Source organism: Sphingomonas sp. CCH10-B3, from assembly GCF_001556185.1.
Classification (GTDB): Bacteria; Pseudomonadota; Alphaproteobacteria; order Sphingomonadales; family Sphingomonadaceae; genus Sphingomonas; species Sphingomonas aquatica.
On the sequence record NZ_LSIJ01000078.1, the window covers coordinates 1 to 24,163 of the forward strand.

The 24,163-nt window shown below is 66.6% G+C and carries 23 protein-coding genes, 1 tRNA gene and 1 pseudogene; 9 read left to right on the forward strand and 16 right to left on the reverse strand.

The annotated features are described in order from the left end of the window. Positions 1-114: 114 nt before the first annotated feature. A tRNA-Gln gene (locus tag AX672_RS12850) sits at positions 115-188 on the reverse strand. 249 nt (positions 189-437) lie between these two features. Between AX672_RS12850 and AX672_RS12855 the strand changes: the two genes are divergently transcribed. Then, positions 438-1,418, forward strand: a complete 981-nt coding sequence (locus AX672_RS12855) for a Ppx/GppA phosphatase family protein (protein WP_066651936.1) — start codon at positions 438-440, stop codon at positions 1,416-1,418. A 24-nt stretch (positions 1,419-1,442) separates the two neighbouring features. After that, positions 1,443-2,114, forward strand: a complete 672-nt coding sequence (locus AX672_RS12860) for an RlmE family RNA methyltransferase (RefSeq protein WP_066651938.1) — start codon at positions 1,443-1,445, stop codon at positions 2,112-2,114. Positions 2,115-2,199: 85 nt separating this feature from the next. Here AX672_RS12860 and AX672_RS12865 read toward each other — a convergent pair whose 3' ends face one another. Continuing rightward, positions 2,200-3,294 carry a DUF5700 domain-containing putative Zn-dependent protease gene (locus AX672_RS12865; RefSeq protein ID WP_168727477.1) on the reverse strand — a complete coding sequence of 365 codons (1,095 nt, stop codon included), beginning with the start codon at positions 3,292-3,294 and terminating at the stop codon, positions 2,200-2,202. Positions 3,295-3,455: 161 nt separating this feature from the next. After that, positions 3,456-3,800 carry a DNA-directed RNA polymerase subunit omega gene (gene rpoZ / locus AX672_RS12870; RefSeq protein ID WP_066651941.1) on the reverse strand — a complete coding sequence of 115 codons (345 nt, stop codon included), beginning with the start codon at positions 3,798-3,800 and terminating at the stop codon, positions 3,456-3,458. A gap of 119 nt (positions 3,801-3,919) precedes the next feature. Here rpoZ and AX672_RS12875 point away from each other — a divergent pair, with 119 nt between their 5' ends. Continuing rightward, a complete protein-coding gene (locus AX672_RS12875) occupies positions 3,920-4,237 on the forward strand; it encodes an antibiotic biosynthesis monooxygenase family protein (protein ID WP_066651942.1) in 318 nt (105 codons plus the stop codon). Then, entirely contained in the window at positions 4,234-5,559 is a 1,326-nt protein-coding gene (locus tag AX672_RS12880; protein ID WP_066651943.1) for an MFS transporter, read from the forward strand. Before AX672_RS12875 ends, AX672_RS12880 begins: the two co-directional genes overlap by 4 nt. On the opposite strand, the gene AX672_RS12885 is transcribed toward AX672_RS12880, so the two are convergent. Continuing rightward, complete coding sequence (locus AX672_RS12885) at positions 5,513-7,804, reverse strand: CDC48 family AAA ATPase (protein WP_066651945.1); 2,292 nt, start codon at positions 7,802-7,804, stop codon at positions 5,513-5,515. The genes AX672_RS12880 and AX672_RS12885 overlap by 47 nt on opposite strands. 305 nt (positions 7,805-8,109) lie before the next feature. On the opposite strand from AX672_RS12885, the gene AX672_RS12890 reads away from it, so the two are divergent. Both AX672_RS12890 and AX672_RS12895 read left to right on the forward strand, forming a co-directional pair. Further along, complete coding sequence (locus AX672_RS12890) at positions 8,110-8,991, forward strand: LysR substrate-binding domain-containing protein (RefSeq protein WP_066651947.1); 882 nt, start codon at positions 8,110-8,112, stop codon at positions 8,989-8,991. A gap of 90 nt (positions 8,992-9,081) precedes the next feature. Further along, positions 9,082-9,252: a Flp family type IVb pilin gene (locus AX672_RS12895; protein WP_066651949.1), complete on the forward strand. Its 171-nt coding sequence runs from the start codon at positions 9,082-9,084 to the stop codon at positions 9,250-9,252. 14 nt (positions 9,253-9,266) lie between these two features. Here AX672_RS12895 and AX672_RS12900 read toward each other — a convergent pair whose 3' ends face one another. After that, a complete protein-coding gene (locus AX672_RS12900) occupies positions 9,267-9,722 on the reverse strand; it encodes a peptidylprolyl isomerase (RefSeq protein WP_066651972.1) in 456 nt (151 codons plus the stop codon). A 121-nt stretch (positions 9,723-9,843) separates the two neighbouring features. Here AX672_RS12900 and mgtE point away from each other — a divergent pair, with 121 nt between their 5' ends. Together mgtE and AX672_RS12910 are read left to right on the forward strand one after the other, a co-directional pair. Further along, on the forward strand, positions 9,844-11,250 hold the full coding sequence (mgtE, locus tag AX672_RS12905) for a magnesium transporter (RefSeq protein ID WP_066651951.1): 1,407 nt from the start codon (positions 9,844-9,846) through the stop codon (positions 11,248-11,250). Positions 11,251-11,286: 36 nt separating this feature from the next. Further along, entirely contained in the window at positions 11,287-11,685 is a 399-nt protein-coding gene (locus AX672_RS12910) for a DUF1489 family protein (protein ID WP_066651953.1), read from the forward strand. Positions 11,686-11,832: 147 nt separating this feature from the next. Here AX672_RS12910 and AX672_RS12915 read toward each other — a convergent pair whose 3' ends face one another. The 6 genes from AX672_RS12915 to AX672_RS12940 all read right to left on the reverse strand — a co-directional run bounded on the left by AX672_RS12915 (position 11,833) and on the right by AX672_RS12940 (position 17,419). Beyond that, a complete protein-coding gene (locus AX672_RS12915) occupies positions 11,833-12,528 on the reverse strand; it encodes a head GIN domain-containing protein (RefSeq protein ID WP_066651956.1) in 696 nt (231 codons plus the stop codon). Between the two features lie 37 nt (positions 12,529-12,565). Further along, complete coding sequence (locus AX672_RS12920) at positions 12,566-13,153, reverse strand: head GIN domain-containing protein (protein ID WP_331711197.1); 588 nt, start codon at positions 13,151-13,153, stop codon at positions 12,566-12,568. Positions 13,154-13,423: 270 nt separating this feature from the next. Continuing rightward, on the reverse strand, positions 13,424-13,957 hold the full coding sequence (locus tag AX672_RS12925) for a CarD family transcriptional regulator (protein ID WP_066651958.1): 534 nt from the start codon (positions 13,955-13,957) through the stop codon (positions 13,424-13,426). Between the two features lie 269 nt (positions 13,958-14,226). Further along, positions 14,227-14,565, reverse strand: coding sequence for a ferredoxin FdxA (fdxA, locus tag AX672_RS12930; RefSeq protein WP_066651960.1), 339 nt, complete (start codon positions 14,563-14,565; stop codon positions 14,227-14,229). A 36-nt stretch (positions 14,566-14,601) separates the two neighbouring features. After that, on the reverse strand, positions 14,602-14,904 hold the full coding sequence (locus AX672_RS12935) for an RNA-binding S4 domain-containing protein (RefSeq protein WP_231731339.1): 303 nt from the start codon (positions 14,902-14,904) through the stop codon (positions 14,602-14,604). A 1-nt stretch (position 14,905) separates the two neighbouring features. Further along, positions 14,906-17,419: a helicase-related protein gene (locus AX672_RS12940; protein ID WP_066651962.1), complete on the reverse strand. Its 2,514-nt coding sequence runs from the start codon at positions 17,417-17,419 to the stop codon at positions 14,906-14,908. A gap of 231 nt (positions 17,420-17,650) precedes the next feature. On the opposite strand from AX672_RS12940, the gene AX672_RS12945 reads away from it, so the two are divergent. Beyond that, positions 17,651-19,123: a M23 family metallopeptidase gene (locus AX672_RS12945; RefSeq protein ID WP_066651964.1), complete on the forward strand. Its 1,473-nt coding sequence runs from the start codon at positions 17,651-17,653 to the stop codon at positions 19,121-19,123. Between the two features lie 46 nt (positions 19,124-19,169). Here AX672_RS12945 and AX672_RS12950 read toward each other — a convergent pair whose 3' ends face one another. The 5 genes and pseudogenes from AX672_RS12950 to AX672_RS18900 form a co-directional block, all read right to left on the reverse strand. Next, positions 19,170-20,780 (reverse strand): ATP-binding protein, encoded by a 1,611-nt coding sequence (locus AX672_RS12950; protein ID WP_066651965.1) that lies wholly within the window; start codon positions 20,778-20,780, stop codon positions 19,170-19,172. A gap of 193 nt (positions 20,781-20,973) precedes the next feature. Next, on the reverse strand, positions 20,974-21,690 hold the full coding sequence (locus AX672_RS12955) for a TIGR02186 family protein (protein WP_066651975.1): 717 nt from the start codon (positions 21,688-21,690) through the stop codon (positions 20,974-20,976). A 38-nt stretch (positions 21,691-21,728) separates the two neighbouring features. Then, entirely contained in the window at positions 21,729-22,643 is a 915-nt protein-coding gene (locus AX672_RS12960; protein ID WP_066651967.1) for a sulfite exporter TauE/SafE family protein, read from the reverse strand. Between the two features lie 51 nt (positions 22,644-22,694). Continuing rightward, complete coding sequence (locus AX672_RS19100; RefSeq protein ID WP_231731341.1) at positions 22,695-23,732, reverse strand: hypothetical protein; 1,038 nt, start codon at positions 23,730-23,732, stop codon at positions 22,695-22,697. Further along, positions 23,729-24,163 (reverse strand): annotated as a pseudogene (locus AX672_RS18900) (glycosyl transferase family protein); the annotation flags it as partial. The pseudogene AX672_RS18900 and the gene AX672_RS19100, both read right to left, overlap by 4 nt.

Below are 24,163 nucleotides of genomic sequence, written 5' to 3' on the forward strand. Positions count from 1 at the left end.
CCCGCCCAGCGGCGGTGGTGGCGCGCACGAGAACCGCCAGCCCTATTTGGCAATGGGTTTCTTCATTTCGGTCAATGGCACATTTCCGGTCCGGCCATAACAGCCCCGGCTTGTTGGATGCCCCGTGAGGATTCGAACCTCAATTAACGGAGTCAGAGTCCGTGGTCTTACCTTTAGACGACGGGGCAACGCTGGCGCCGCTTAAGCGGGCGGCCTGCGGCTGTCAACGTGGGCATTGCGGCGTCGGCGGATTCGTCATCCCTGCCGCGCTTGCCGCCCCCGTCCGGCTGCGGTATCGTGCGTGCCAAGCACCGGAGGGGGTATAAGCCCCGGGCCGGAAACACTTATGGTGACACGGCATGGGGCAATTTTCCGCCCAAGCGCCGACGGGGCGTGAGTCGACAGGACATGAAGGCAGGCGGGCCAAGGCGGCGCCCATGCCCCCTAGTGGCAATCGCTGGCCCGACATGCGCCACTATGCTGCGCTCGATCTCGGCACCAACAATTGTCGGTTGTTGATCGCGCGGCCGGCGGGGTCGGGCTTCGCCGTCGTCGATGCCTTTTCGCGCATCGTCCGGCTCGGCGAAGGCCTTGCTGCGACCGGGCGACTGAGCGACGCCGCCATGGACCGCACCATCGCCGCGCTCGCGATCTGCGCCGACAAGCTGCGCCGTCGCAACGTCGTGCTCGCGCGCTCGGTCGCGACCGAGGCGTGTCGGCGGGCATCGAACGGCGCCGAATTTATCGAACGCGCCTATCGCGAGACCGGGATCGCGCTCGACGTCATCACGGCTGAAGAGGAAGCGCGGCTGGCCGTGCTCGGCTGTCACATCCTGCTCGAACCCGGCGACGATCCCGCGCTGGTGTTCGACATCGGCGGCGGCTCGACCGAGCTGGTGCTGGTCGATACGCGCACCACGGTGCCGACCGTGCTCGACTGGCACAGCACGCCCTGGGGCGTCGTCTCGCTGACCGAAAGTGCCGGGACCGGCGAAGGCGCCGACGGGCGCGCTGCCGTCTACGCGCGGATGCGCGCGCTGGTCGGCGAGAGCATGGCGCCCTTTGCCGAACGCCTGCCACGCGGGATCAAGCGACCGCGCCTGCTCGGAACCTCGGGCACCGTGACGACGCTGGCGAGCGTGCACCTTGCGCTCGACCGTTATGACCGCGCGGCGGTGGACGGGTTGATCGTGCCGGCGACCGCCATGCGCGCGATCAGCGCCGATCTGGCGCGCAAGTCGATCGCCGAACGCGCTCAGCTGCCCTGCATCGGCACCGAACGCGCCGATCTGGTGGTGGCGGGTTGCGCGATTCTGGAGACGATCCTCGACCTGTGGCCGGCTGAACGGCTGGGGGTTGCCGACCGCGGCATCCGCGAAGGCATTTTGCGGCGGCTGATGCAGGGGTCCGACACTTGAGCCGCTGTCGATGAGCCACAGCAGGTGAGCCGCGGCGGATCGGGCGGCCGTACCCGCGTACGCACGTCGCGCGGGCGGTCGCCGCAATCGACGCGCTGGCTCGAGCGCCAGCTCAACGACCCTTATGTCAAGCGCGCCAAAGCCGAAGGCTATCGCAGCCGCGCGGCATACAAGCTGATCGAGCTCGATGAACGCTTCGGCTTTCTGAAAGGCGTCAAGCGCGTCGTCGATCTGGGAATCGCGCCCGGCGGCTGGAGCCAGGTCGTGCGCAAGCAGGTGCCCGGCGCCGCGATTGTCGGCATCGACCTGCTGCCGGTCGATCCGATCGACGGCGTGACGATTTTCCAGTTCGATTTCAATGACGCGCGCGCGCCCGAATTGCTGCGCGAAGCGCTCGACGGCGCCGCCGATCTCGTCTTGTCAGACATGGCCGCAAATACCGTCGGCCATCCGCAGACCGACCATCTGCGCACGATGGGTCTGGTCGAGAATGCCGCTGCCTTTTGCTACGATGTGCTGCGGCCGGGCGGCGCCTTTGTCGCCAAGGTGCTGGCGGGTGGCGCCGACAGCACGCTCGTCGCCGAGCTGAAGCGCAATTTCGCCACCGTCAAGCACGCCAAGCCGCCTGCCAGCCGCAAGGATTCGAGCGAATGGTACGTCGTGGCGCAGGGGTTCAAGGGCGAGGCGCCGAAATAGCCCCGCTATTTCGGCTCGCAGCCGAGCCCCGGCCGGCGTGCGCAGCACGACCGACGGCGCGGCTTCGCCGCGACGCTTCCAACCCTCATTTGACCGCGCACACCGCCATCCGCCGCGCCAAGGCGATCGTCTTCGGCCCGAGCGCGGGGGCATCTTCTGCTTTCCCATAGGCCTTCAGCCCGCGATAGGCATTGATGAAGGCCGCTCCGGTCGGATCACGGATCAGCGCGGCAATCGCGCTCGTCCCCCGCTCGCGCTCGATCGCCTTGGCCATCACATAGCCGAGCGAATAGAGAATCTCGTCGCCGTAAAAGCCGAGGCCATAGATGTCGTCATAGGTGAGCGCGCGCGTCGCCAGCGCATGCGACGACAGTTCGAGCAGCGTGACACTGCGGCTGACCAGGCTGACATTGCGCGCGAATTTGCGGCGCTCGTCGGCGACTGCGCCCTTGGCATCCTTGGGCAATGCGAGCACGTCCCCCACGGCGCTTGCCGTCCCCTCCAGCATCAGCGAGCCGAACAGATCGTCGACATGCGCCGGGGCAGCTATCCGCTTCAGGCATTGGCCGATCGCCGCCTGCCGCGCCTTGGTGGGGGCCGCAGCACCTTGGACCGCGTGATAAAGCTCATGCTCCAATATCGTCGCGGCGAGCACTGCATCGGGGAAATAATCGAGGTTTAGGAAGAATTGCGGATCGCCGGACGCAAATCCTCCAGAAGTGCCGCCAACGACGAAATAGCCGGTGATGGCGGTGTCGAGCCCCGGCGGCGTGTAGAGCGCGATCCGCCGCTTGGCCGCGTCGATCAGCCCGGTCGACGGATTTTCGAGTTCGGCCAGCACCTGGCGCAACTGCGCGATATGCGGGCGCACGCGACCGAAGGCGAACTTGCTGGGGTCTGGCGCTGCATCGTCGCCGCGCGCGGCCGCCATCAGCGCGGTGGCGAAGCTTTCGTCATCGGCGGCGCGGCCATAGCTTTTGGCCTTGCGGATCAGCCCCTGATTGCCCGGCAGCCGCGCAATCGTCCGGGCCCGGTCGAGATCGAGGTTGGGCGTTTCGAGCGCGTCGAGCACTGCACGCGCGGCACTGGCATCGATGTTGAGCTTCAGGTCCGCGGCACGTGCGGGGAACGCGATGGCCAAGGCCGCGAGCGCGACCAGCAAGGTGCGGAGAAATGTCACCGGCAACTCCCTTTGGGTGGGTTGCTAGTGGAATAGCTTGATTACGACTGTAGTCAACGAGTGCCGCGGCGAAGCCGCGTCGTCTACCGGGGCATCAGCCCCGCCGTCCGGCACTCGGCTAATCCTCGGCTAGCGCGACGCGCTAGCCTTGGGCCTCGTGCTCAACCTTCGTAATCGGCGCCCAGATTCTGGTTGCGCGGCGGGGCCGCGGCAGTGAGGCGCAGCGCTTCGGCCGAGGCCGAAAGCGAGCCGATTTCGTCCGGCGCATCGTCATCATCGACCTGAACGCGCTGCAGGCTCTGGACGAGCGCTTCCTCGAGATGCGTCGGCCGCACTGTTTCCTCGGCGATCTCACGCAAGGCGACGACCGGATTTTTGTCGCGGTCGCGATCGATAGTCAATTCGGCGCCGCCCGAGATCTGGCGTGCGCGCTGCGCCGCCAGCAGCACGAGATCGAAACGGTTCGGAATCTTGTCGACGCAATCTTCGACGGTAACGCGCGCCATCGCTTGTCCTTGTCTGTCTGCAAGCGCGCGGGCTTAGGCGGTCGGTCTGGTGGAGTCAAGAAATTCGCCGGTTTGGCGAAGGGGGTTGCGCGGCGTGCACCAACGCCTAAGCGGAGCAGATGACGCGCGTCGGCCAAATCGCGGTGATCTTCATGTCGGTGCGCACCGATGCCGACGCGGAAGGCTATACCGCCGCCGCCGAGGCAATGGAAGCGCGCGCGGCGCTCCAGCCCGGCTATTGCGGCTTCCACAGCGCACGCGGTGCCGACGGGTTCGGCATCACCGTCAGCTATTGGGCGGACGATGATTGTGCCAAGGCATGGCGCGACGACCCCGAACACCGGCGGATTCGCGAGGCGGGGCGCGCCCGCTGGTACCGCCATTATGAGCTGGTCGTCGCGCGCGTCGAGCGCGACTATGACTGGCAGCGCGCATGAGCCGGGCGGGCGGCTTCGACCGCGACTTCGCGCTGATGTTCATGGTGATGCTGACGATCGCGGCGGGCAACACTGCGCTGCAATCGGTGCTGCCGGCGCTGGGGCGATCGCTGCACGTGCCCGACAGCGGCGTTGCGGCGGCCTTTTCGGTATCCGCACTACTGTGGGTGATCGCGGCGCCCTTCTGGGCAAGCCGGTCGGACCGGCAGGGGCGCCGCGCGATGATCCTGCTCGGCATGGGCGGCTTTGTCGTGTCGCTGACCTTGTGCGGCCTGTTCCTGACGGCGGGAATCAACGGCTGGATCAGCGGCCCGGCCGCCTTTGTCGCCTTCATCGGCGGGCGGCTGGTGTACGGGACGTTCGGCTCGGCGGCGCCGCCAGCGGTGCAAGCGCTGGTCGCCGGCCGCACGACGCGCGCCGAACGCACCAAGGCACTGACACTGATCGGCTCGGCGTTCGGGCTTGGTACCATTTTGGGGCCAGCAGTCGCGCCCTATCTGGTGCTCGGCAGCGTCGGTGGCGTGCAGATCGGCCTCGCCGGGCCTGCCTTTATCGGCGCGCTGTTCGGGCTGGTGATGGTGATCGCAGTCCAGCGAATGCTCGCCGACGATGGCGGGATGGCGGCAGCGCACGGCGCGGCGACTGCCTATCCGTCGATCGGCGGCCAGTCGACCGGCGCCAGCATCACGGCGGCCACCGCGGAAGGGATCGAGAAGGTCGGCTATTTCGATCCCCGTATCCGTGGCTGGATGATCGCAGGGCTGGTGATGGGTCATGCCCAGGCGATGACCGGCCAGACGATCGGTTTCCTCGTGATCGACCGTCTCCATCTGGCGCCGGTCGAAGCGCTCCAGCCGACCGGGCTGGTGCTGATCTTGGGGGCGAGCGCTGCACTGTTGGTGCAATGGGGGCTGATCCCGCTGCTCAACCTCGATCCACGGCGGCTCGTGCTGGTCGGGCTGGTGGCAGCCGCCATCGGCACGGTGCTGACGGGTATCGCGACATCGCTTTATGGCATCGCGCTGGCCTTTGCGCTCGCGTCCGCAGGATTTGGCTTCACCCGCCCCGGTTTTACCGCCGGATCGTCGCTGGCGGTCGGCCCCGGCGGGCAAGGATCGGTCGCGGGCAAGGTCACGTCGATCAATGGCGCATCGTTCGTGCTCGGGCCGTCGATCGGGGTGGGCCTGTACGAAATGTACAAGCCCTTCCCCTATCTGGTGGCGGCGGCCGCGCTGGTGCTGATGCTCGGCTATGCCTGGGTGGCGCTGAAAAACCCTATTCGATCGGCGTCGAGCGAGGACGAAGCTGACCCGGTGATATGAAGCCAAGCGGTTGCAGCGATGCCGCCTGCTGCTTCAGCTTCGCCGCCATCTGGGCATAGTCGGCTTCCATTTCAGGCGTCACCGACGCTCGCGATTCCTTCAGCGCCGCGTCGAAATGCGCCTGCATCACCTTCAGCGTGGCAAGCGACTCCCGCAGCGCGGCCAACCCCGCGCGCCGCACCAGATCCTCCAGATCGGCGCCTGAATAATGGTCGGTCCGCGCCGCCAGATCGTCGAGATCGACATCGTCAGCCAGCGGCATACGCGCGGTCTGGATGCCGAGGATGCGCGTACGCCCCGCGCGGTCGGGCACCGAGACATAAATGAGCTCGTCGAACCGCCCCGGTCGCAACAGCGCGGGGTCGATCAGGTTGGGGCGGTTGGTGGCACCGATCACCACCACCGACTGCAATTCCTCCAGCCCGTCCATCTCGGCAAGGATCGTGTTGACCACGCGTTCGGTCACCTGCGGCTCGCCCATCCCGCCGCCACGCGCAGGCACCAGCGAATCGAGCTCGTCGATGAAGATCACGCACGGCGCAACCTGGCGCGCGCGCGCGAACAGCTTGGCGATCTGCTGCTCGCTTTCGCCATACCATTTGCTCAGCAAGTCGCTCGATTTGGTGGCGATGAAATTGGCCTGCGCCTCGCGCGCCACTGCCTTCGCCAGCAAGGTCTTGCCGGTGCCGGGCGGGCCATAGAGCAGGAACCCCTTGGCGGGGCGAATGCCGAGGCGGCGGAAGGCATCGGGGTCCTTGAGCGGCAGTTCGACGCCTTCGCGTAATTTTTCGCGCGCTTCATCGACGCCGCCGATGTCGTCCCAGCGCACGCTCGGCGCCTGCACCATCACTTCGCGCATCGCCGACGGCTGGACGCGCTTGATCGCGCCGGTGAAATCCTCGCGCGTTACCGAAAGCTCGTCGAGCACTTCGGGCGGGATCGTGCCTCCTGACAGGTCGAGCCGCGGCATGATCCGCCGCACTGCCTCGATTGCGGCTTCGCGGGTCAGCGCAGCGAGATCGGCACCGACAAAGCCATAAGTCATCCGCGACAGCTCATCGAGATCGACCCGGTCGCCAAGCGGCATCCCGCGCGTGTGGATGCCGAGGATCTCGCGTCGCCCGCGCTCGTCGGGCACGCCGACGATGATCTCGCGGTCGAAGCGGCCAGGGCGGCGCAAAGCCTCGTCGATCGCCTCTGGCCGGTTGGTCGCGGCAATCACGACGAGATTGGCGCGCGCCTCCAGCCCGTCCATCAGCGTCAGCAATTGCGCGACGAGCCGCTTTTCGGCCTCGCCCGACACTTGCCCGCGTTTGGGCGCGATCGAGTCGATTTCGTCGATGAAGACGATCGACGGCGCTGCCTTGGTCGCTTGTTCGAACACGTCGCGCAGCCGCTTTTCCGACTCGCCATAGGTTGCGCCCATGATTTCAGGGCCGTTGATCAGGAAGAAATTGGCGTCGCTTTCATTCGCCACCGCGCGCGCGAGCCGGGTCTTGCCCGTCCCCGGCGGACCGTGGAGCAGCACGCCCTTGGGCGGATCGACGCCCAGCCGCTGGAACAGCTCAGGATAGCGCAGCGGCAGCTCGACCATTTCGCGGAGCTGGTCGATCGTCGGCCCCATCCCGCCGATGTCGTCGTAAGTCACATCGGCGCGGCGCGATTCGGTTGGTTCTTCATATTCGGCGCGCAGCTCGATTTCGGTGGTCGGATCGATATGGACGACGCCGCGCGGCACCGTCGCGATCACCGCGAGCCGGATTTCCTGCAACGCATAGGCCGGCGCGTTGAGCATCTGGCGCAACTGCGGCGGCATGTTGTCGACACGTTGTTGCCCGGCGGTCGCGACGATGTCGCCCTGCGTCAGCGGACGGCCGAGGAAAGTGCGCTGAAGCGCCGCCGCCGATCCCTGCAGCCGCAGATTCTGCTGCGCGGGCGCGAAGACGACGCGCGTCGCGGGCTTGGATTCTGCCTTGCGCACACCGACGAATTCGCCCGAGCCGACACCGGCATTGGCGCGCTGGAGCCCATCGATCCGGATGATTTCCAGCCCTTCATCCTCGGCATAAGGGGCAACGGCTCGCGCAGGGGTGCTGCGCTTGCCGACGACTTCGATCACATCGCCCTCAGCCAGCCCGAGCGCGGCCATCAGCGCGCGCGGCAGATGCGCAAGGCCCCGGCCGCTGTCCTCCGGCCGGGCATTCGCCACCTGCAGCTTGCGGAGCGCGGAATCGCTGTCGGCCATGGGGGAACTATCCTCGTCGCTTTTCAGGGTCGCGTATCAGGCGAGCGACATAGGATGTGGGCTCCCGGGTTGCGAGTCATGAACGACGGGCAAAAAAAGAGCCGACCTCGCAAAGGGGCCGGCTCGTGAAAGTTTTTAGGAGAGGATGCCTGAAAGGCCCCCTTTATGTGCGGTGCAGCATTCACTTTCGCAAGTGCGAAAAGGAAAACGGCGATTGCGTTGCGCGCATTCATTGCTAGCCTAGCGGCATCGCCAAATGGCAGCGGTGTCATCGATGCCGCACTGCAATAGCGCCGGAGGGGAGAATGCGTCGATTGCCGCCACTGACCGCGATCGAAGCGGTGGTTCAGGTTGCGCGGTTGGGATCGGTGAAAGCGGCCGCACAGGAACTGGCGCTTTCGGCACCAGCACTCAGCCGCCGGGTGCAGGCGCTCGAACGCTTCATTGGCCGGCCGTTGTTCGATCGTCGGCACCAGGCGATGCAACTCAATGCCGACGGCGAACGGCTGATCGCGCAGATCGCCCCCGCGATCGACATGCTGACCGACGCCGTCGAGGCACTGACCAGCGCGACCGATGTCCAGCGGCTACGGCTGGGGGTGTTGCCGCTGTTCGCCTCGCAACGCCTGTTTCCGCGGCTGGCCGACCTGCGCGCGCGCCACCCCGAGCTGCACCTCGATATCGACACGGGCGGGCACGGCATGACTCGGCTCGGCGAGGGGCTTGATGCCGCGATCGTGCTGGCGCGCGATATCGAACCGGCTCTTTACGCGCGCCGGCTCGACCGCAACCGCATTCTCGTGATCGGCGGCCGCGCCATGATCGAGGGGCCACAGCCGATTACCGAGCCCCATCAGCTGTCGAGCGTGACCGCGCTCGTCCACCGCGACATGCCCGATACCTTTGCTGCCTGGTGCCTTGCCGCCGGGATCGGCGAGATCGAGCCGCTCGCCGTCGATCATTTCGATTCGGGCGCGCTGATGCTCGAAGCGGCTGCGCAAGGCCTGGGTGTCGCCTTCATGCACGAAAGCCATTTCGAAGACGCGCACGACCCGCGTCTTGCCCGGCTGTTCGATATCAGCGTCGAGAGCCCCTATAGCTACTGGTTCGTCTGCCGCCCGCGCGCGCTGATGCAGCGACCGGTCAAGCTGTTCCACGATTGGTTAATCGAAAATCTCGCCAACTGACGTTTTTCCGCCAAATCGACGTTGATCTTAACCAGTTTTCAGCGCTTCGCTGGCATTTCGCTCGCAACGGCAATCCACTGAGGGCGAACAATGACCAAACTGCTTCAAATGCTGCGCGTGTCGAACCGTGGCGCGACCGCAATCGAATATGGCCTGATCGCGGCGCTGATCGCGGTCGCGGCGATTGCCGCGATGGGTGGCCTCGGCAACCGGCTGAAGACGACCTTTACCAACGTCACGAGCAACATGAAGGCGAGCTGAGCTCGCCTGACTGTTCAGCTTGCGCGGGCGCTGACGATCTTGCCGGGGGTGCGCGGTGGCTCACCCTTCGGCAGCGCGTCGACATGCTCCATCCCCTCGATTACTTCGCCCCAGACGGTGTATTGGCCGTCGAGGAATGTCGCGTCGTCGAGGCAGATGAAGAACTGGCTGTTGGCGCTGTTCGGGTCATTGGTCCGCGCCATCGAGCAGACGCCGCGCGCATGCGGCTCGCGGCTGAATTCGGCCTTGAGATTGGGCAGCTTCGACCCGCCGGTGCCGCGCCCGGTCGGGTCGCCGCCCTGCGCCATGAAGCCCGCGATCACACGGTGAAAGACGACGCCGTCGTAGAAACCTTCATTGGCGAGCGTCGCAATCCGCTCGACATGGCCGGGCGCAAGATCGGGGCGCAGGCGAATCGTTACATCGCCGGTGTCGAGCGTCATCACCAAAGTCGAGAAGCTGTCGGTCATCGCGGTCATCCTTTGCACTGTCGCTCCGCGCCCTAGCCGCGCCGCTGCGCGCTGGCAAATGATTGGCTTTGGCGCAGCCTCGCGCTAAGGCGCGGTCAGGCGTTCTGGCGGGAGGTGCGTGATGAGCGAGACCGAACTCGGCAGCGAGGGCCTGGGCGCCGACGGCAGCCAGCTCGACGAAGACGACCGCCTGAAGCCCGAATTCGTGCGCAAGGTGCTCGACGCGGTCTATGACGGCGTCCCCGAAAGCGCGCGTGCGCTGGTCGAGCCGCTCCATCCCGCCGACATCGCCGACCTGTTCGAACTGCTGCCCGCCGAGGCGCGCACCGAACTCGCCAAGTCGATCACCGATCTGCTCGACGGCGACGTGTTTGCCGAGATGAACGATTATGTCCGCGAGGACCTGATCGATTCGCTCAGCGCCAGCGAAGTCGCCGACATCGCGTCCGAGCTCGACACCGACGACGCGGTCGCGATCATCGAGGATCTCGACGCCGCCGACCAGCGCGAAGTGCTGCGCGCGCTCGACCCCGACGATCGCGCGGCGATTGAGGAAGCGCTGTCCTACCCCGAGGAATCGGCCGGCCGCCTGATGCAGCGCGAGCTGATCGCGGTGCCGGAGCATTGGACCGTCGGCGATGTGCTCGATTACCTGCGCGGCAATGATGAGCTGACCACCGATTTCTGGGAAGTCTTCGTCGTCGATCCGGCGCACAAGCCGATCGGGTCGTGCCACCTCAGCTGGATCATGCGCACGCCGCGTTCGGTGAGCGTCGGCGATGTCATGCAGCGCGAGCAGACCTTGATCCCGGTCGACATGGACCAGGAGGAAGTCGCGCTGCGCTTCCAGAAATATGCGCTGATTTCCGCCGCCGTGGTGGATGCCGCCGGACGGCTCGTCGGCATGATCACCGTCGACGACATTGTCCACATCATCAGCCAGGAAGCGGGTGAGGACATTCTGCGGCTGTCGGGCGCGGGCGACGGCGACATCAACGAACCGGTGGTCGACAGTTACAAGGCGCGCGTGCGCTGGCTGATTTCGAACCTGTTCACTGCCTTGCTTGCTTCGTCGATCATCGCGCTCTTCGAAGGGACGATTGCCAAGATGGTGGCGCTCGCCACGCTGATGCCGATCGTCGCCGGCGTCGGCGGCAATGCCGGGACGCAGACGATGGCTGTCACCGTGCGTGCGCTGGCAACCAATCAGCTTACCCGGTCGAACACGTTGCGATCGATCGTGCGCGAGCTGCGGGTCGCGCTGCTCAACGGCGGCACGATCGCGATCGTGATCGGCATCGGCGTGACGATCGTGTTCCAGAATCCGCATCTGGGCGGCGTGATTGCGGCGGCGATGCTGACCAACATCGTCGTTGCCGGGCTGGCCGGCGTGATGGTGCCCGTCGCGCTCGAGCGGATGGGCGCCGATCCGGCAGTCGCTTCGTCGATCTTCGTCACGATGACGACCGATTCGATGGGGTTCTTCGCTTTCCTTGGCCTGGCGACGGTCACCGGGCTGGTCGGGTGACTTGACGCGCCGCCGGGCGTCGCCAAGTCAGCGGTGATGCTCCATCTCTCCAAGGTCGCGTTCGGCGCGCAAAGCCTCGATCATCTCGCCGAGCGGTTGGCGGTGCGCGCCGCCGAAGGGTCGTTGTTCCTCACCACCCGCTATCTGCCGAAGCGCCATGCCGAAATTGCCGGGCAGGGCTCGCTGTTCTGGATCCTGAAGCACCAGCTCGTCGCGCGCTCGCCGATCATCGGCTTTGGCGAGGCGGCAGAGGGCAAGGTCGCGATCCTGCTCGGCATGCCGCTCGTCGCGGTGCGGCCGATCCCGAAGCGCGCGCATCAGGGCTGGCGCTACCTCGAGGCAAGCGATGCGCCGGTCGACCTTGGCGTGGGCGAAAGTGGCGAGACCTTGCCCGCAGGGCTTGCGCGTGATCTTGCGGCGCTGGCGCTGCTCTAGCGCGGCGCGAACTGGCAGAAATCTACCCTTGATCCGTCCGTGCTGAGCTTGTCGAAGCACCGTTCTTCTTCAAACCCGCCGGTGGAAAAGAAGGACGGCCCTTCGACAAGCTCAGGGCAAACGGGGAAGAGTAGATCGAAGGGCACTCTAGCGCTTCGGCGTGCAGGTCACCGCGCCGCCGCCGGTTGCGGTCACGCGGCAGGCAGGCGTTCCCGCGACCGTGACGCCCCCCAACCCGCTCGAGACGATTTCGGCGGTGTAGCGCGCCGCGACGCGGACGTCGCCCGTCCCTGCCGCCGTCACGAACAAGTCGTTGGCGATCAGGCCGCTCGCTTCATAGCTGCCCGGCCCGGTGATTAGATAGCGCGCGCGCCCCGCCCTGCCCGCCAGCGTCATCGTGCCGGCACCGGTGACGGCGGCGTTGAGCTGGTCGGCATCGACCGCAGCGACGTTGAGCAGCCCGGCGCCGTTGATCGACAGATCGATCCGCTGCGCCGCCATCCGGTCGACCGCCAGCCGTCCCCCGGCATTGACGTTGACGCCGCGCAGCACCGGCGTGCCGAGCGTAATGCTCAGCAGCCGAGGCGGCGCGGGATCGCGTGCGCCTGACGCCGGTCGCTGGCGGCGCACGATCAGCGTCTGCCCCTCGACCGTCAGCGTAAGCCCGTCGAGCGCGGCGGGATCGCCCTCGGCCTGCGCGCTCGGCGGGCGCCCGGTCTTCACCCGCACGTCGAACGGGCCGTCGATCCGGATGCGGTCGAAGCTGATGACGCTGTAGCGACGCTCGGCAGCGTCGGCGGGTGCAGCGAAAGCAAGCACGGCGAAGGCGGCGGCGATACGCATCGCCGCGATGTCGCACCCCCCGCCGCCTAAGCGCAAGTCATTTGCCGCAGCGCACGTCACCCGAGCCCATCTTGTTGGTGGTGCAGGTGGCACCAGCACCGAGATCGACATCGCCCGACCCCATGATCGACACATTGGCCGGACCGTTCACCTCGGCAACGGCCGCTCCCGACCCGGCGATCGACACATTGGCCGACTTCGCCTTTAGTCCGCGTGCCTGCACTTCGCCCGACCCGGCAATGTTGATCGCCAGCCTGTCCGCCTGGCCGGTCGCCTCGATGTCGCCCGAGCCGGCGACCGACAGATCGACCGAAGGTGCGTTGAGTGCCGCAATGCGGATATTGCCCGATCCCTCGGTCGAGGCGGCAAAGCTCGCCCCTTCGGCGCGACCGATCGTCATGTCGCCCGAACCGCTGACGCGGGCCTTCGCAATCCGCGGCATCGTCACATAGATGCGCGCGCTCTTGCTGTTGCCCCAGCTCCAGTTATCGTCGTCCTTGCGGGCAATACGGAGCGTGTCGCCGACGCGCTCGATTTTCAGCTGGTCGAGCACCTTCGCCGGGCCTTCGGCGCGGATCGTGAACGCGCTGGCGATCTTGATGTCGACATCATCCGATCCGTGCAGCTCGACGCCGGTGAAATCGCGCTCGGCAAAAGTGCGGCTCGTCCCGCGTAAGAGACAGGTGCTATAAGAGACAGGTGCTGCCCTGCGCCGAAGCCGAACAGGCCGCGAGCGGTACCATCATCGCCAGAAGGATCATGCGCATCCCGAGTCTCCCAAAGTGTATTGTTGAGATAACACGCATTGGCGCATTGGGCAATTGCTCGTCGGGCCATGACAAAGGGCGGCCCACTCGCGTGGCGCCGCCCCATTTTTCACCGCTTGCGGGAAGCGTCAGGCGACTTCCTTGTCCTTGTTGTGGATCGCGGCGGCCTTGCGCAGGATCTCAAGGATCTTTTCCTGCGCGGTCGGCTCGTCGACCTGCTCCATCGCCGCCAGTTCGCGCGCGAGGCGGCTGGTCGCGGCTTCGAAGATCTGGCGTTCGGAATAGCTCTGCTCGGGCTGATCGTCGGCGCGGAACAGGTCGCGAACCACTTCGGCGATCGACACGAGGTCGCCCGAATTGATCTTGGCTTCATATTCCTGTGCGCGGCGCGACCACATCGTGCGCTTGACGCGCGGCTTGCCGGTCAGCGTGTCGAGCGCCTCGCGCAACGTCTTGTCGCTCGACAGCTTGCGCATGCCGACGCTCTCGGCCTTGTTGGTGGGAACGCGCAGCGTCATGCGTTCCTTTTCGAACCGCAGCACATAGAGTTCGAGCTGCATCCCCGCGATTTCCTGGCGTTGGAGCTCGATGACACGGCCGACACCGTGCTTGGGATAAACGACATAATCACCGACGTCGAAGGACAGCGCCTTGGCAGCCATTCTTGAAAGCCTTTCTGTGGTCATTTCCCGATAAGCGCGCTCGCCTCCGGCCATAACGTGACGGTCGGACGGCGCGATCGGGGATAGGGGTGTGCAGGTCTCCAAGCAGCAAGCGCCTATGCAGCGCTACTGTTCCGAGCCATTTAACATAGTCGTAATAAAATTACCAGCAACTTGTGGCACAATACGCGCCAGCCGATGCGCGTCAGCGCATCGGGGCGGTCATTTTTGGCACATTTTTGCGATGGATGCGGCGCGGCCCGCCGACATCAGTCGCCCTGACCGGGATTCTCGCTGAAATATTTGTCGTATTTGCCCGACTCGCCCTTATGCTCGTCGGCATCGGCGGGGGCTTCACGCTTGCGTGTGACATTGGGCCACTGCGCCGAGAAAGTCGCATTGAGCTCGAGCCATTTTTCCTGACCGTTTTCGGTATCGGGCAGGATCGCCTCGGCCGGGCATTCGGGCTCGCACACACCGCAATCGATGCATTCGTTGGGATTGATGACGAGCATATTCTCGCCTTCATAGAAGCAGTCGACCGGGCAGACCTCGACGCAGTCCATATATTTGCAACGGATGCAGGCGTCGGTGACGACATAGGTCATGCGCGGTAAACTCCCCTGATGCTCGTGCGGATACTGCTATTGCGCGGCTTCGGACGCGTCAACAGGGCTTAGGTCGATATAGAGGCTGGCAGCCTCGGTAGCAGGGCCGCGCCGGTGTGGGAGCGCCACGACGCGGAGCACGCGAACCGACCCGCTGTGGACATAACCGATCACCGACCCGACGCGAACCGGCGCATGCGCGCGTTCGACCCTTCGCCCGTCGAGCCGGATGCCGCCGCTGCGCGTCAGCTCGGCCGCCAGCGCGCGCGAGCGGGCGAGGCGGGCATACCAGAGAAAGACATCGAGCCGCATCGTCGCGCCGTCGGTCGCGTCGACCATGTCAGCCCTGCCGAACGATCAGTTCGGCGAGGCCGGCAAAGGCACCGCGCGGTGCCGTCGGCGCCGGTTTCACGCGCGCCGGGCGGCCGCGCCACAGCCAGCGCGGCCCGCCTTCCTGCGCGGGCGCGGCGCGAAAACCCAATTGGGTCATCAGCTTCGCGAGTGTTGCCGGTGTGATGCCGATGGATGTTGCCAGGGCCGGGTCGGGCGCAAACGGTTTGGTACCACGGCGTGCATCATGCGCGGCGCGGGCAAGCCGCTCGACCAGATCGAGCCTCACCGATTGCGCACCAATGTCCCGAAAGCCGCTGGTGAGCGGCTGGCCGCGCGCGAGCACAGTCGCACCCCCCGGCAAGGCGTCGGCAAGCGGCTGGTCACGGCGCGCGGCAATCAGGACACGGCGCCAGCGCGCGGCTTGCGGCTTCAGCAGGGCAGCGGCGAAAAGGTCGAGCGCGCCGATCGTGACGCCCGCACGGCGCAACCGCTTGCGGTCGTCCGGGCCGAGCAGATCGACGCTGTCGCCGAGCGGCGCGCGCGCGGCAAAGCCCGCCCCGGTGACAAGGCCAGCCGCAACCACGCGCAGCGCCGCCGACGCCGCAGCATCGCGGGCGATCGCCTCGACATGGGCCAGCGACGCGAGATACCGCTCAACCTGTGCGGCGACCCAGGTTTCGAGCCGGGACCGGATGCGGTCACGGGTATCGCGATCGAGACAATCGAGCGAACGGTCGAGATCGACGCGCGGCTGCGTCAGCGCAGTGCCGGGACGCAGCGTCGCCATGGTGACGGTCGACCAGAGCAGCGTCGGCGGCGCCCCGGCCGCATCCTGAAGCGCGAACGCGGCGTCATCGGCCGCGACCAGCGCCGCCGCGCGCCGCGACCGCTCTGCCCCCAGTCGCTTTTCCGCCGCTGCCAGCAGCAACCGTTTGTCGGCGGCACGCGCATCGGCGGCGACCACGAAGCGGAAACCCTCCAGCCGACCGAGGACATGGTCGTCGACCATCACTTCGCCCAGCGGCCCGATCATGACCGGCAGCGCGGCGGCATCGGCGCCGACCTGACGCATCAACAGCGCAGTGCGCGTGTCGACGAAGCGCTGGCGCAGGCTCGCATGAAGTGCGTCGGACAGTCGTTCCTCGACCGCGCGCGTTCGATCGGCCCAGTGCAGCGGGTCGGCCAGCCAATCGGGGCGATGCGCGATATAGGCCCAGCTGCGCACCGACGCGATCCGCCCGGCGATCGTCTCGACATCCCCCGTCACCGTGTCGAGCCGCGCGAGTTCGGCGGCAAACCAGTCGTGCGGGATATGGCCCTGTCCTTCGGACAGATAACCGAACAGCCGCGCGACAAAGCGCTGGTGCGGATCGACGCCCAGCTTGCGGAAATCGGGCACACCGCACGCAGCCCACAGCCGGGCGACGCCGCGCGGGCCCCGCACGCGCTGGCGCACCCAATCCTCCTCGGCGAGCCGCTTGAGCACGGCGAGATCGATCGCTTGCGGCGCCGCACGCAGCACGTCGGCGGATGGCTTTTGCTCGAGGTCGGCGATCAGCGCGTCGATGCTCGACAGATCAGGTTCGCCTTCGCGCCAGTAGAGCGAGCGAAGCGGCGGAAAATGATGCTGCTCGATCGCTTCGACTTCCTCGGGCGTGAAGGCGCCCGGCCCTTCCTCGCTCAGCGCGCCGAAGGTGCCGTCGCGCTGATGCCGCCCGGCGCGCCCGGCGATCTGCGCCATTTCGGCAACCGTCAGGCGGCGCTGGCGGTGCCCGTCGAACTTGCGCAAGCTTGCAAAGGCGACATGCGCGACATCCATGTTGAGGCCCATGCCGATCGCGTCGGTCGCGACCAGATAATCGACTTCGCCCGCCTGAAACATCGCGACCTGGGCATTGCGCGTGCGCGGGGAAAGCGCGCCCATCACCACCGCGGCACCGCCGCGCAGCCGCCGCAGCATTTCGGCGACGGCATAGACTTCCTCCGCCGAGAAAGCGACGATCACCGACCTTTTAGGCAGCCGCGAAATCTTGCGCGCGCCGGCATAGCTCAGCGTCGAGAAGCGCGGCCGCGAAATGATCTCGGCGCCCGGCACCAGCGCTTTCACCATCGGGCGCAGCGCTTCGGACCCCAGGATCATCGTTTCGTCGCGCCCGCGGGCGCGCAGCAGCCGGTCGGTGAAGACATGGCCGCGTTCGGGATCGGCGCCCAACTGCGCTTCGTCGAGGCCGACAAAGCCCAGCTCGCGGTCGATCGGCATGCTTTCGGCGGTGCACAGGAACCAGCGCGCGCCGGGCGGCACGATCCGCTCCTCGCCAGTGATCAGCGCGACTTCCTTCGGCCCCTTGATCCTGACGACGCGGTCATAGACTTCGCGCGCCAGCAGGCGGAGCGGAAAGCCGATCATCCCGCTGGAATGGCCGCACAATCGCTCGATCGCGAGGTGCGTCTTGCCGGTGTTGGTGGGGCCAAGGACGGCCGTGACCGTAGCGTCGACCGGGGCGCGGACAGGATCGGTCATGGTCGTTTGAAGATCGCGCGGCGATGTCCGCGATGCAACCGCCGCGCACCAAAAAATATCAGCGAATCGCGCGCGACTCGTGTCGACTCCCTTGGTCCGTGAGATGCAACGGTTCGCCGCAAAGTTTGGCGCCTGCCCGACCGGTTAATTTGACTTTAGGATTCGCGGCCCACAGTCCTGCCATCGAGGGGTTGCGACAGCGGGACGCACGCCGAGGGATTGGGAGCAGCTGTGTTTCTGCGCAGCGATTTTAGCGGGGAACAGGGCGGCGGCGCGGCGGCGCTGACGTTCGGTCGCGTCGAACGTGCCCAGACCACGCCGCGTCTGCTTCATGTGCAAGACCGGCTCGCCGACATCGACTGGACGCCCGATCTTGGCGCGAACATTGGCTCGCGCGATTGGTGGCGTGGCCTTGCCACCTGTACGTCGCTGATCGCCGTCGCCTGTTTCCTCACCCCCGGTATCCAGCCGATTGCCGGCCAGTCGCCCGCGCCGCTTGCCGGTGCCGATTGGGACGATGCGCGCGCGCAGGCAATCGCGCCGCTCGCCTGGGGTGCGACCACGGGCCACCGCATGGGCGCCAATGATCTGGCGCAACCGCTCGCCGAAGTGCCCGAACGCCCGATCGAGGAACGCAGCGCGACGCTTGGCAGCGGGGATGGCTTGCGCGACGTGCTGAAACGCGCCGGGGTCGGTGGCGATGAGGCTGGGGTGGTCGCCAGCCTGATCGGTCGCGCGGTGTCGCTCGACAGCCTCAATCCCGGTACCCAGATCGATCTCACGCTTGGCCGCCGCCCGAACAAGACGGTGCCGCGCCCGCTCGAGGCAATGCGGTTCCGCGCGCGGTTCGACCTGAACATCGCCGTGTCGCGGGTCGGCGGCGCGCTCGTGGTCACACCGCAACCGATTGCGATCGACAATACGCCGCTGCGCATTCGCGGGTTGGTCGGCCAGTCGCTCTATCGCTCGGCGCGGGCCGCTGGCGCGCCTGCCAAGGCCGTCGAGGCCTATATCCGGGCGCTGGCGAGCCGCATCTCGATCGGGTCGGATGTTGCCCCGACCAACATCTTCGATATTGCCATCGCCCAGCAACGCGCAGCGACCGGCGAAGTAAGGCTCGGCAATATCCTCTACGCCGGGCTCGACCGCGACGACCGTTCGCTGCGGCTGTTCCGCTGGGACGAAGGCGACCAGACCGGCTGGTTCGACATGAACGGCGTCGGCGAGCGCAAGGGCGGCATGGCGATGCCGGTCGATGGGCGGCTGACCTCCGGCTATGGCATGCGCTGGCACCCGGTTTACGGCAACCAGCGGTTCCACAAGGGGCTCGACATCGGCGCTCCCTATGGCACGCCGATCCGGGCCGCGATCGACGGCATCGTCGCGTTCGCCGGTCGCAGCGGCGGCTATGGCAATTTCGTCAAGTTGACACACGGCGACGGGTTGGCGACGGGATATGGCCATATGAGCCGGATCGCGGTCGCCCCCGGCACCCGCGTCGCGCAGGGACAGATCATCGGTTATGTCGGTTCGACCGGCCTCTCGACCGGGCCGCACCTCCATTACGAGCTGTGGCGAAATGGCATTCCGATCAACCCGCGCTCGGTCGCCTTTGCGTCGGTCCAGCGGCTGACCGGCAATGTGCTGCGCAGCTTCCGCGCGCGTGTCGCGAGCCTGCTTGCGGTCAAGCCTGTCGGCCGCTGAGCCGGCGGCCCGCAAGCCACAAAGACCAAGGATGTAACGGCAGGGCTCAGCGCCCCTGTGCGCGCCAGCGGCGGATCGTTCGGCCGATGATTTCCTCTTCCTGGCCGACTTCGCGCCACAATACCGAAAACAGCGGATCGGCCGAGGCAGGCCGCTTGATTTCCTCAAGGTCGTCGAACGACACGCGCACGGGCACGCCCACGCCTTCGCCGCAGACGATGCATTCGCGGTTACGCAGCGCCGGGATCGAATCGAGGAAACCGCGCGCGCCTTCGGGCATGGCGGCGCGCACGAACGACTGGTCGCGATCGTTGTTGAGCCGCATCGAAATGATCGTGCCGCACTGTGACAGCACGCCTTCCGCAAGGTCCGACGGGCGCTGCGTGATCAGCCCCAGCGACACGCCATATTTGCGGCCTTCCTTGGCGATGCGGCTCAGGATCTTGCCGACCGACGAGCCATTGGCATTGGCTTCATTGGGAATGTAGCGGTGCGCCTCCTCGCAGACGAGGAGGATCGGGCGCTGCGGCTCGCTACGCGACCAGATCGCAAAATCGAACACCATCCGGCTGAGCACCGCGACCACCACCGACGTAATTTCGGACGGCACGCCCGACACATCGATGATCGAAATCGGCCGCCCGTCGCCGGGCAGGCGGAACACGCGCTCGATAAAATTCGCCATCGTGTCGGCTACCAACATGCCCGAGAACATGAAGCTGTAGCGCGGATCGCCTTTCACTTCGTCGATCTTGTTCTTCAGCCTCATGTAGGGCGCGGTGTCGCCGGCGCGATCCATCTTGCCCATTTCATTGGTGATGATGTTGGTCAGGTCCGACAGCAGATAGGGAATCGGCGCGTCGACCGTCAGCTTGGCGATTTCCTGGCCGATCCGCCCCTTGCTGCGCGCGGCGAGCAGGCATTTGGCGAGAATGTCGGCATCCTGCTGCCGCTCGCTGCCCGATGTCGTGAGCAGCACTTCGCAATGCTCCTCGAAGTTCATCAGCCAATAGGGCATTTGCAGGTTCGACACGTCATAGATCGCGCCGTTGGTCTTGAACGCAGCGCCATATTCGCCGTGCGGGTCGATCATCACGATATGACCCGACGGCGCGAGCTCGCAGATGCGATGCAGGATCAGCGCGGCGGCAGTCGATTTGCCGGTACCGGTCGAGCCGAGCAGCGCGAAATGCTTGCCGAGCAGCGCATCGACATACAGCGCGGCCCGGATGTCGCGGGTCGGATAGACGGTGCCGATGCCGACATTGGCGCGATCGTCGGCGGCATAGATTTGCTGGAGATCGGCCGTCGACACCGGGAAGATCGGCGTGCCCGGTGTCGGATAGCGGGTGACACCGCGCCGGAATTTGTAGAGCTTGCCGGTCAGCTTTTCCTCGTCACCTTCGCCGAGGAAATCGATTGCCGCGACAATGCTGTCCTCATGCCCGTCGAGCAGTTTCAGCGTGCGGACATTGGCGATCAGCCACGCATTGCCGACGCGCATCTTGACCTGGCTGCCGACTTGCCCGGCAGCGGCAACGACCGGGTCCGGATGCATGCTGAGCGCGTCCATGGCCGCGGCATCGAGCAGCACCTGGCTCGACGAGCCGGCAATTTCGAACACCACGCCGAACCCGCGCGACATGTCATAATGCATGGGCGCGCCCGCCTGACTCGGTGCCTGACTTGGTGCCTGACCCGGCGCCTGACCCGGCGCCTGGCTCTGGGTAGTGAGGTGGTCGCTCATGCAAGTCATGCCCCCGGGAATGCATCTGTCTGACGCATAACCTTGGCAGGGCATTGGTAAATTTAGCGTGTTGATGGCGCCGGGCGCGCTGCCCGAGTCAGGGCTAAAGCCGCCGCGCAATCCAGCCCGCCGCCCAGCCGAACAGCACCGACAGCGCAACCGCGACCAGCCCATAGGTGATCGAGTGCCGATCGGCGGCGCGCGCGACGAAGCGTTCAAACCCCGATTTGCGGATGTCGATCTCGCGCACGGCGGCGGCGAGCACGCGCCCCTTGCGGATCAGGAAGGTCTCGGCGGTGAAGCGCCCGACCGGCACGCGCGCGGGGATGTTGAGCCGGGCGCGGTAGAGCACGCCATCGGTGATCTCGACTGCGCCGGGCGCTTCGAAATAGAGCCTGCTGCGGCGCTTCAGATCGACCAGCCCGCGCACGAACCGCTCATTCTCCTCGGGTGCTGCGCCGCTCGCTGGCGAAAGCTGCAAGCTGTCGAGCCCGATTTCGTAGATCGCCCGGTTGCGTTCATCGAGCAGCTGGTTGATCGGCTTCGACGAGGCGAGTGCATAATAGCTCGGCGCCGAAAGGTAGCGCATCCGCGCCGCATTGACCCAGATGCCGGCGACCTTCTGCTTTTCGCGCACCAGAATCGACTGCGACGGGCCCTTGATGACGACGACGATATCGGCATCGCGCTCTTCGGGCACGCGCCCGCCAGGATAGAGGATGGCGCCGAACAGCAGCAGTTCGGCGCCCGTGAAGCTGTAGGCGATTTCGATGTCGCGCTGCGAGACATCGGGCACCAGCACCGGCTTGGCCTGCCCCATCAGCAGCGGCAACGCCGCGAGCAGGGCCAGCGCCCGTTTCAAATCAGCTCGACCGAATATATTTCGTCGGGCCGCCACCCCAGCCCGATCGCCACGCGGACCGCCAGCAGCAACACGATAATGGCGAGCGCGAGCCGGAGGTATTCGGGCTTCACCTTGCTGGCGAAGCGCGCGCCGATCTGTGCCCCGGCGACCGAGCCGAGCAGCAGCAGCACAGCAAGCACGATGTCGACGGCTTTGGTCGTCGTTGCGTGCACCATGGTGGCGATGGCAGTGACGAACAGCGTCTGGAACAGCGACGTGCCAACGACGACCTGCGCGCCCATGCCGAGCAGATAGAGCATGGCGGGAACCAGAATGAAGCCGCCACCGACGCCGAGCAATATGGTCAAGATGCCCACGAACACACCGAGCAGCAGCGGCGCCAGCGGCGAGATGTAGAGCCCCGAGCGATAGAAGCGCGTCCGCAGCGGCAGCGACGCGATCAGCGGGTGATGACGCCGCTTGCGCGCGGGAAGCGGCTGGCCGGTCCGCATCGCACGGATCGCCGCGATCGATTCCTGCGCCATCGTCGTGCCGATGAAGCCCAGCAGCAGCACATAGATGATCGCGATCGTGGTATCGATCTGGCCGCTCGCCTGCAGCAGGCGGAACAGCCCGGCGCCGACGAAGGTGCCGACGATGCCGCCAGCCACCATGATGCCGCCCATCTTGAAGTCGACACCCTTGCGGCGCAGGTGCGCGAAGACGCCCGACACGCTCGCCCCCGTTACCTGGCTCGCCGCCGAGGCCGCGGCGACGGTCGGCGGGATGCCATAGATGATCAGCAGCGGCGTGGTGAGGAAGCCGCCGCCGACTCCGAACAGGCCCGATAACAACCCGACGCCACCGCCAAGCAGCACGATCACCAGCGCATTGACGCTCAAATTCGCGATCGGGAGATAGATGTCCATGCCGCCGTTTGGCCTATCGTTTTCGCGGGCCAAGCGCAAAGCGCAAAGGCGTCAGAAATCGCCGCCGATCGAGAGCGCCAGCCCCGAGCCGGGCGCGGCTTGCCCGCCGACCCGTGCACGCCATTCGAGCGCGACGCGCACTCGCCGCCGCTCGACCGGCAGCGAAACCGCAATCATCGGCCCGACATCGATCCGCTCGGCGCCCGGCTGGACCGCACCCCACGCCCCGACTCCGGCGGTGAAGGTGGCGCCACGATAACGGGCGATTGCGCGGTCGATCCGCAGCGCGCCATCGGCATAAGCCACGCCGCGTCCGCGGCCGATTACCCCCGCCTGACCATAGCCTTCGAGCCGGAAATTGCCGATCGGCACCGGGCCAACGCCGCCAACCACGCCAACCGCCGGGCCACCGCCACCGCCGTCGATCGCGATGCGCTGTTCGGCGACAAGGCGGACGGGCAGGCGCGTCGGCTGCCATTCGATCCCCGCTGCGGCTTCGCGCCCGGCACCGGCAAGCGGCGTCGCGACCCGACCGACCAGCGCTAGCCGACGCTGCCGATCGAGCGCATAGGCGAGCCGGATACCGGCCTGCGACCCGCCGAGCTGACCGCCGAGCGGACTTTGTCCGAGCCCACTGCCACCGCGCGCAATCAGCCAGACGCTCCCTGACAGCCGCCTCGCGCCCGGTGCCGACGGGCGATAGGGCGTTACCGGAGCCCTGGCCTCATCGTCGCGCAGATGCTCGGCGACCGGTTCCCCCGCGCCGAGCCGAGTCAGCCCGAGCAGCGCCAGCGCAATGCGGTCCGGATCGCCAGGGTGGCGTTGCCATGCCGGAGCCATTGGTCGTGAGAGGATTGGCGACTCGACGGGCAAGCGCACGAGCGCCCCGGGAACCGGCAGCGTCCCACGGCTGGCGACCCGAGCCTCAGGCGCTAGCGGTTGCGGCGGCGCGGGCAACGGATTCAGCAGCGCGCGACCCTTGGCGATTTCTGGCATGGTGCCGGGCATCAATTGCACCAGCACCACGGTGCGCACCGCGATCCAGCCGCCGAGCACCAGCCCCAGAAAGCGCAACGGCCGACCGCTCACGGCTTTGCCTCGCGGCCGAGATCGGGGAAGGCATGCGCGGTCTTGTCCCACACCGGCGCGGCGCCGCGCAGCATCGCAATGTATCGGACAATCGCGCGCCGGGCGGCCAGCAAGCTAATGACGTTGCCAACAAAGGCCCGCGGCAGCGACCATAAAGCCTCGCGCCAGCCATAGATCGCGCCGGTAAACGCCATGCGCATCGCCAGCCGCCAAACCAGCAGCGCGGCATTGACCGCAACGAGCCAAAAGGGAAGCGGGACCGTCGGTGCGCTGCCGGTGGTCCAATGCAGCAGGAGCGCGACGCCCCAGGAAACCACCGCCACATAGGCAGCGGCCAGCACCAGCACGGCCAGCGGCGCGCGCCGGTCGCGCATCCGCATCCAATGGTCCGACAGGTCGAACGTCCGCCCCCAGCCGACCCGGTCCCACCC

Coding starts and splice junctions, on each gene's coding strand:
- AX672_RS12855 (WP_066651936.1), top strand. CDS start 438: ATGCCCCCTAGTGGCAATCGCTGGCCCGACATGCGCCACTATGCTGCG.
- rpoZ (WP_066651941.1), bottom strand. CDS start 3,800: ATGGCGCGCGTTACCGTCGAAGATTGCGTCGACAAGATTCCGAACCGT.
- AX672_RS12875 (WP_066651942.1), top strand. CDS start 3,920: ATGACGCGCGTCGGCCAAATCGCGGTGATCTTCATGTCGGTGCGCACC.
- AX672_RS12880 (WP_066651943.1), top strand. CDS start 4,234: ATGAGCCGGGCGGGCGGCTTCGACCGCGACTTCGCGCTGATGTTCATG.
- AX672_RS12885 (WP_066651945.1), bottom strand. CDS start 7,804: ATGGCCGACAGCGATTCCGCGCTCCGCAAGCTGCAGGTGGCGAATGCC.
- AX672_RS12890 (WP_066651947.1), top strand. CDS start 8,110: ATGCGTCGATTGCCGCCACTGACCGCGATCGAAGCGGTGGTTCAGGTT.
- AX672_RS12895 (WP_066651949.1), top strand. CDS start 9,082: ATGACCAAACTGCTTCAAATGCTGCGCGTGTCGAACCGTGGCGCGACC.
- AX672_RS12900 (WP_066651972.1), bottom strand. CDS start 9,722: ATGACCGACAGCTTCTCGACTTTGGTGATGACGCTCGACACCGGCGAT.
- mgtE (WP_066651951.1), top strand. CDS start 9,844: ATGAGCGAGACCGAACTCGGCAGCGAGGGCCTGGGCGCCGACGGCAGC.
- AX672_RS12910 (WP_066651953.1), top strand. CDS start 11,287: ATGCTCCATCTCTCCAAGGTCGCGTTCGGCGCGCAAAGCCTCGATCAT.
- AX672_RS12915 (WP_066651956.1), bottom strand. CDS start 12,528: ATGCGTATCGCCGCCGCCTTCGCCGTGCTTGCTTTCGCTGCACCCGCC.
- AX672_RS12925 (WP_066651958.1), bottom strand. CDS start 13,957: ATGGCTGCCAAGGCGCTGTCCTTCGACGTCGGTGATTATGTCGTTTAT.
- fdxA (WP_066651960.1), bottom strand. CDS start 14,565: ATGACCTATGTCGTCACCGACGCCTGCATCCGTTGCAAATATATGGAC.
- AX672_RS12935 (WP_231731339.1), bottom strand. CDS start 14,904: ATGGTCGACGCGACCGACGGCGCGACGATGCGGCTCGATGTCTTTCTC.
- AX672_RS12940 (WP_066651962.1), bottom strand. CDS start 17,419: ATGACCGATCCTGTCCGCGCCCCGGTCGACGCTACGGTCACGGCCGTC.
- AX672_RS12950 (WP_066651965.1), bottom strand. CDS start 20,780: ATGCATTATGACATGTCGCGCGGGTTCGGCGTGGTGTTCGAAATTGCC.
- AX672_RS12955 (WP_066651975.1), bottom strand. CDS start 21,690: ATGGGGCAGGCCAAGCCGGTGCTGGTGCCCGATGTCTCGCAGCGCGAC.
- AX672_RS12960 (WP_066651967.1), bottom strand. CDS start 22,643: ATGGACATCTATCTCCCGATCGCGAATTTGAGCGTCAATGCGCTGGTG.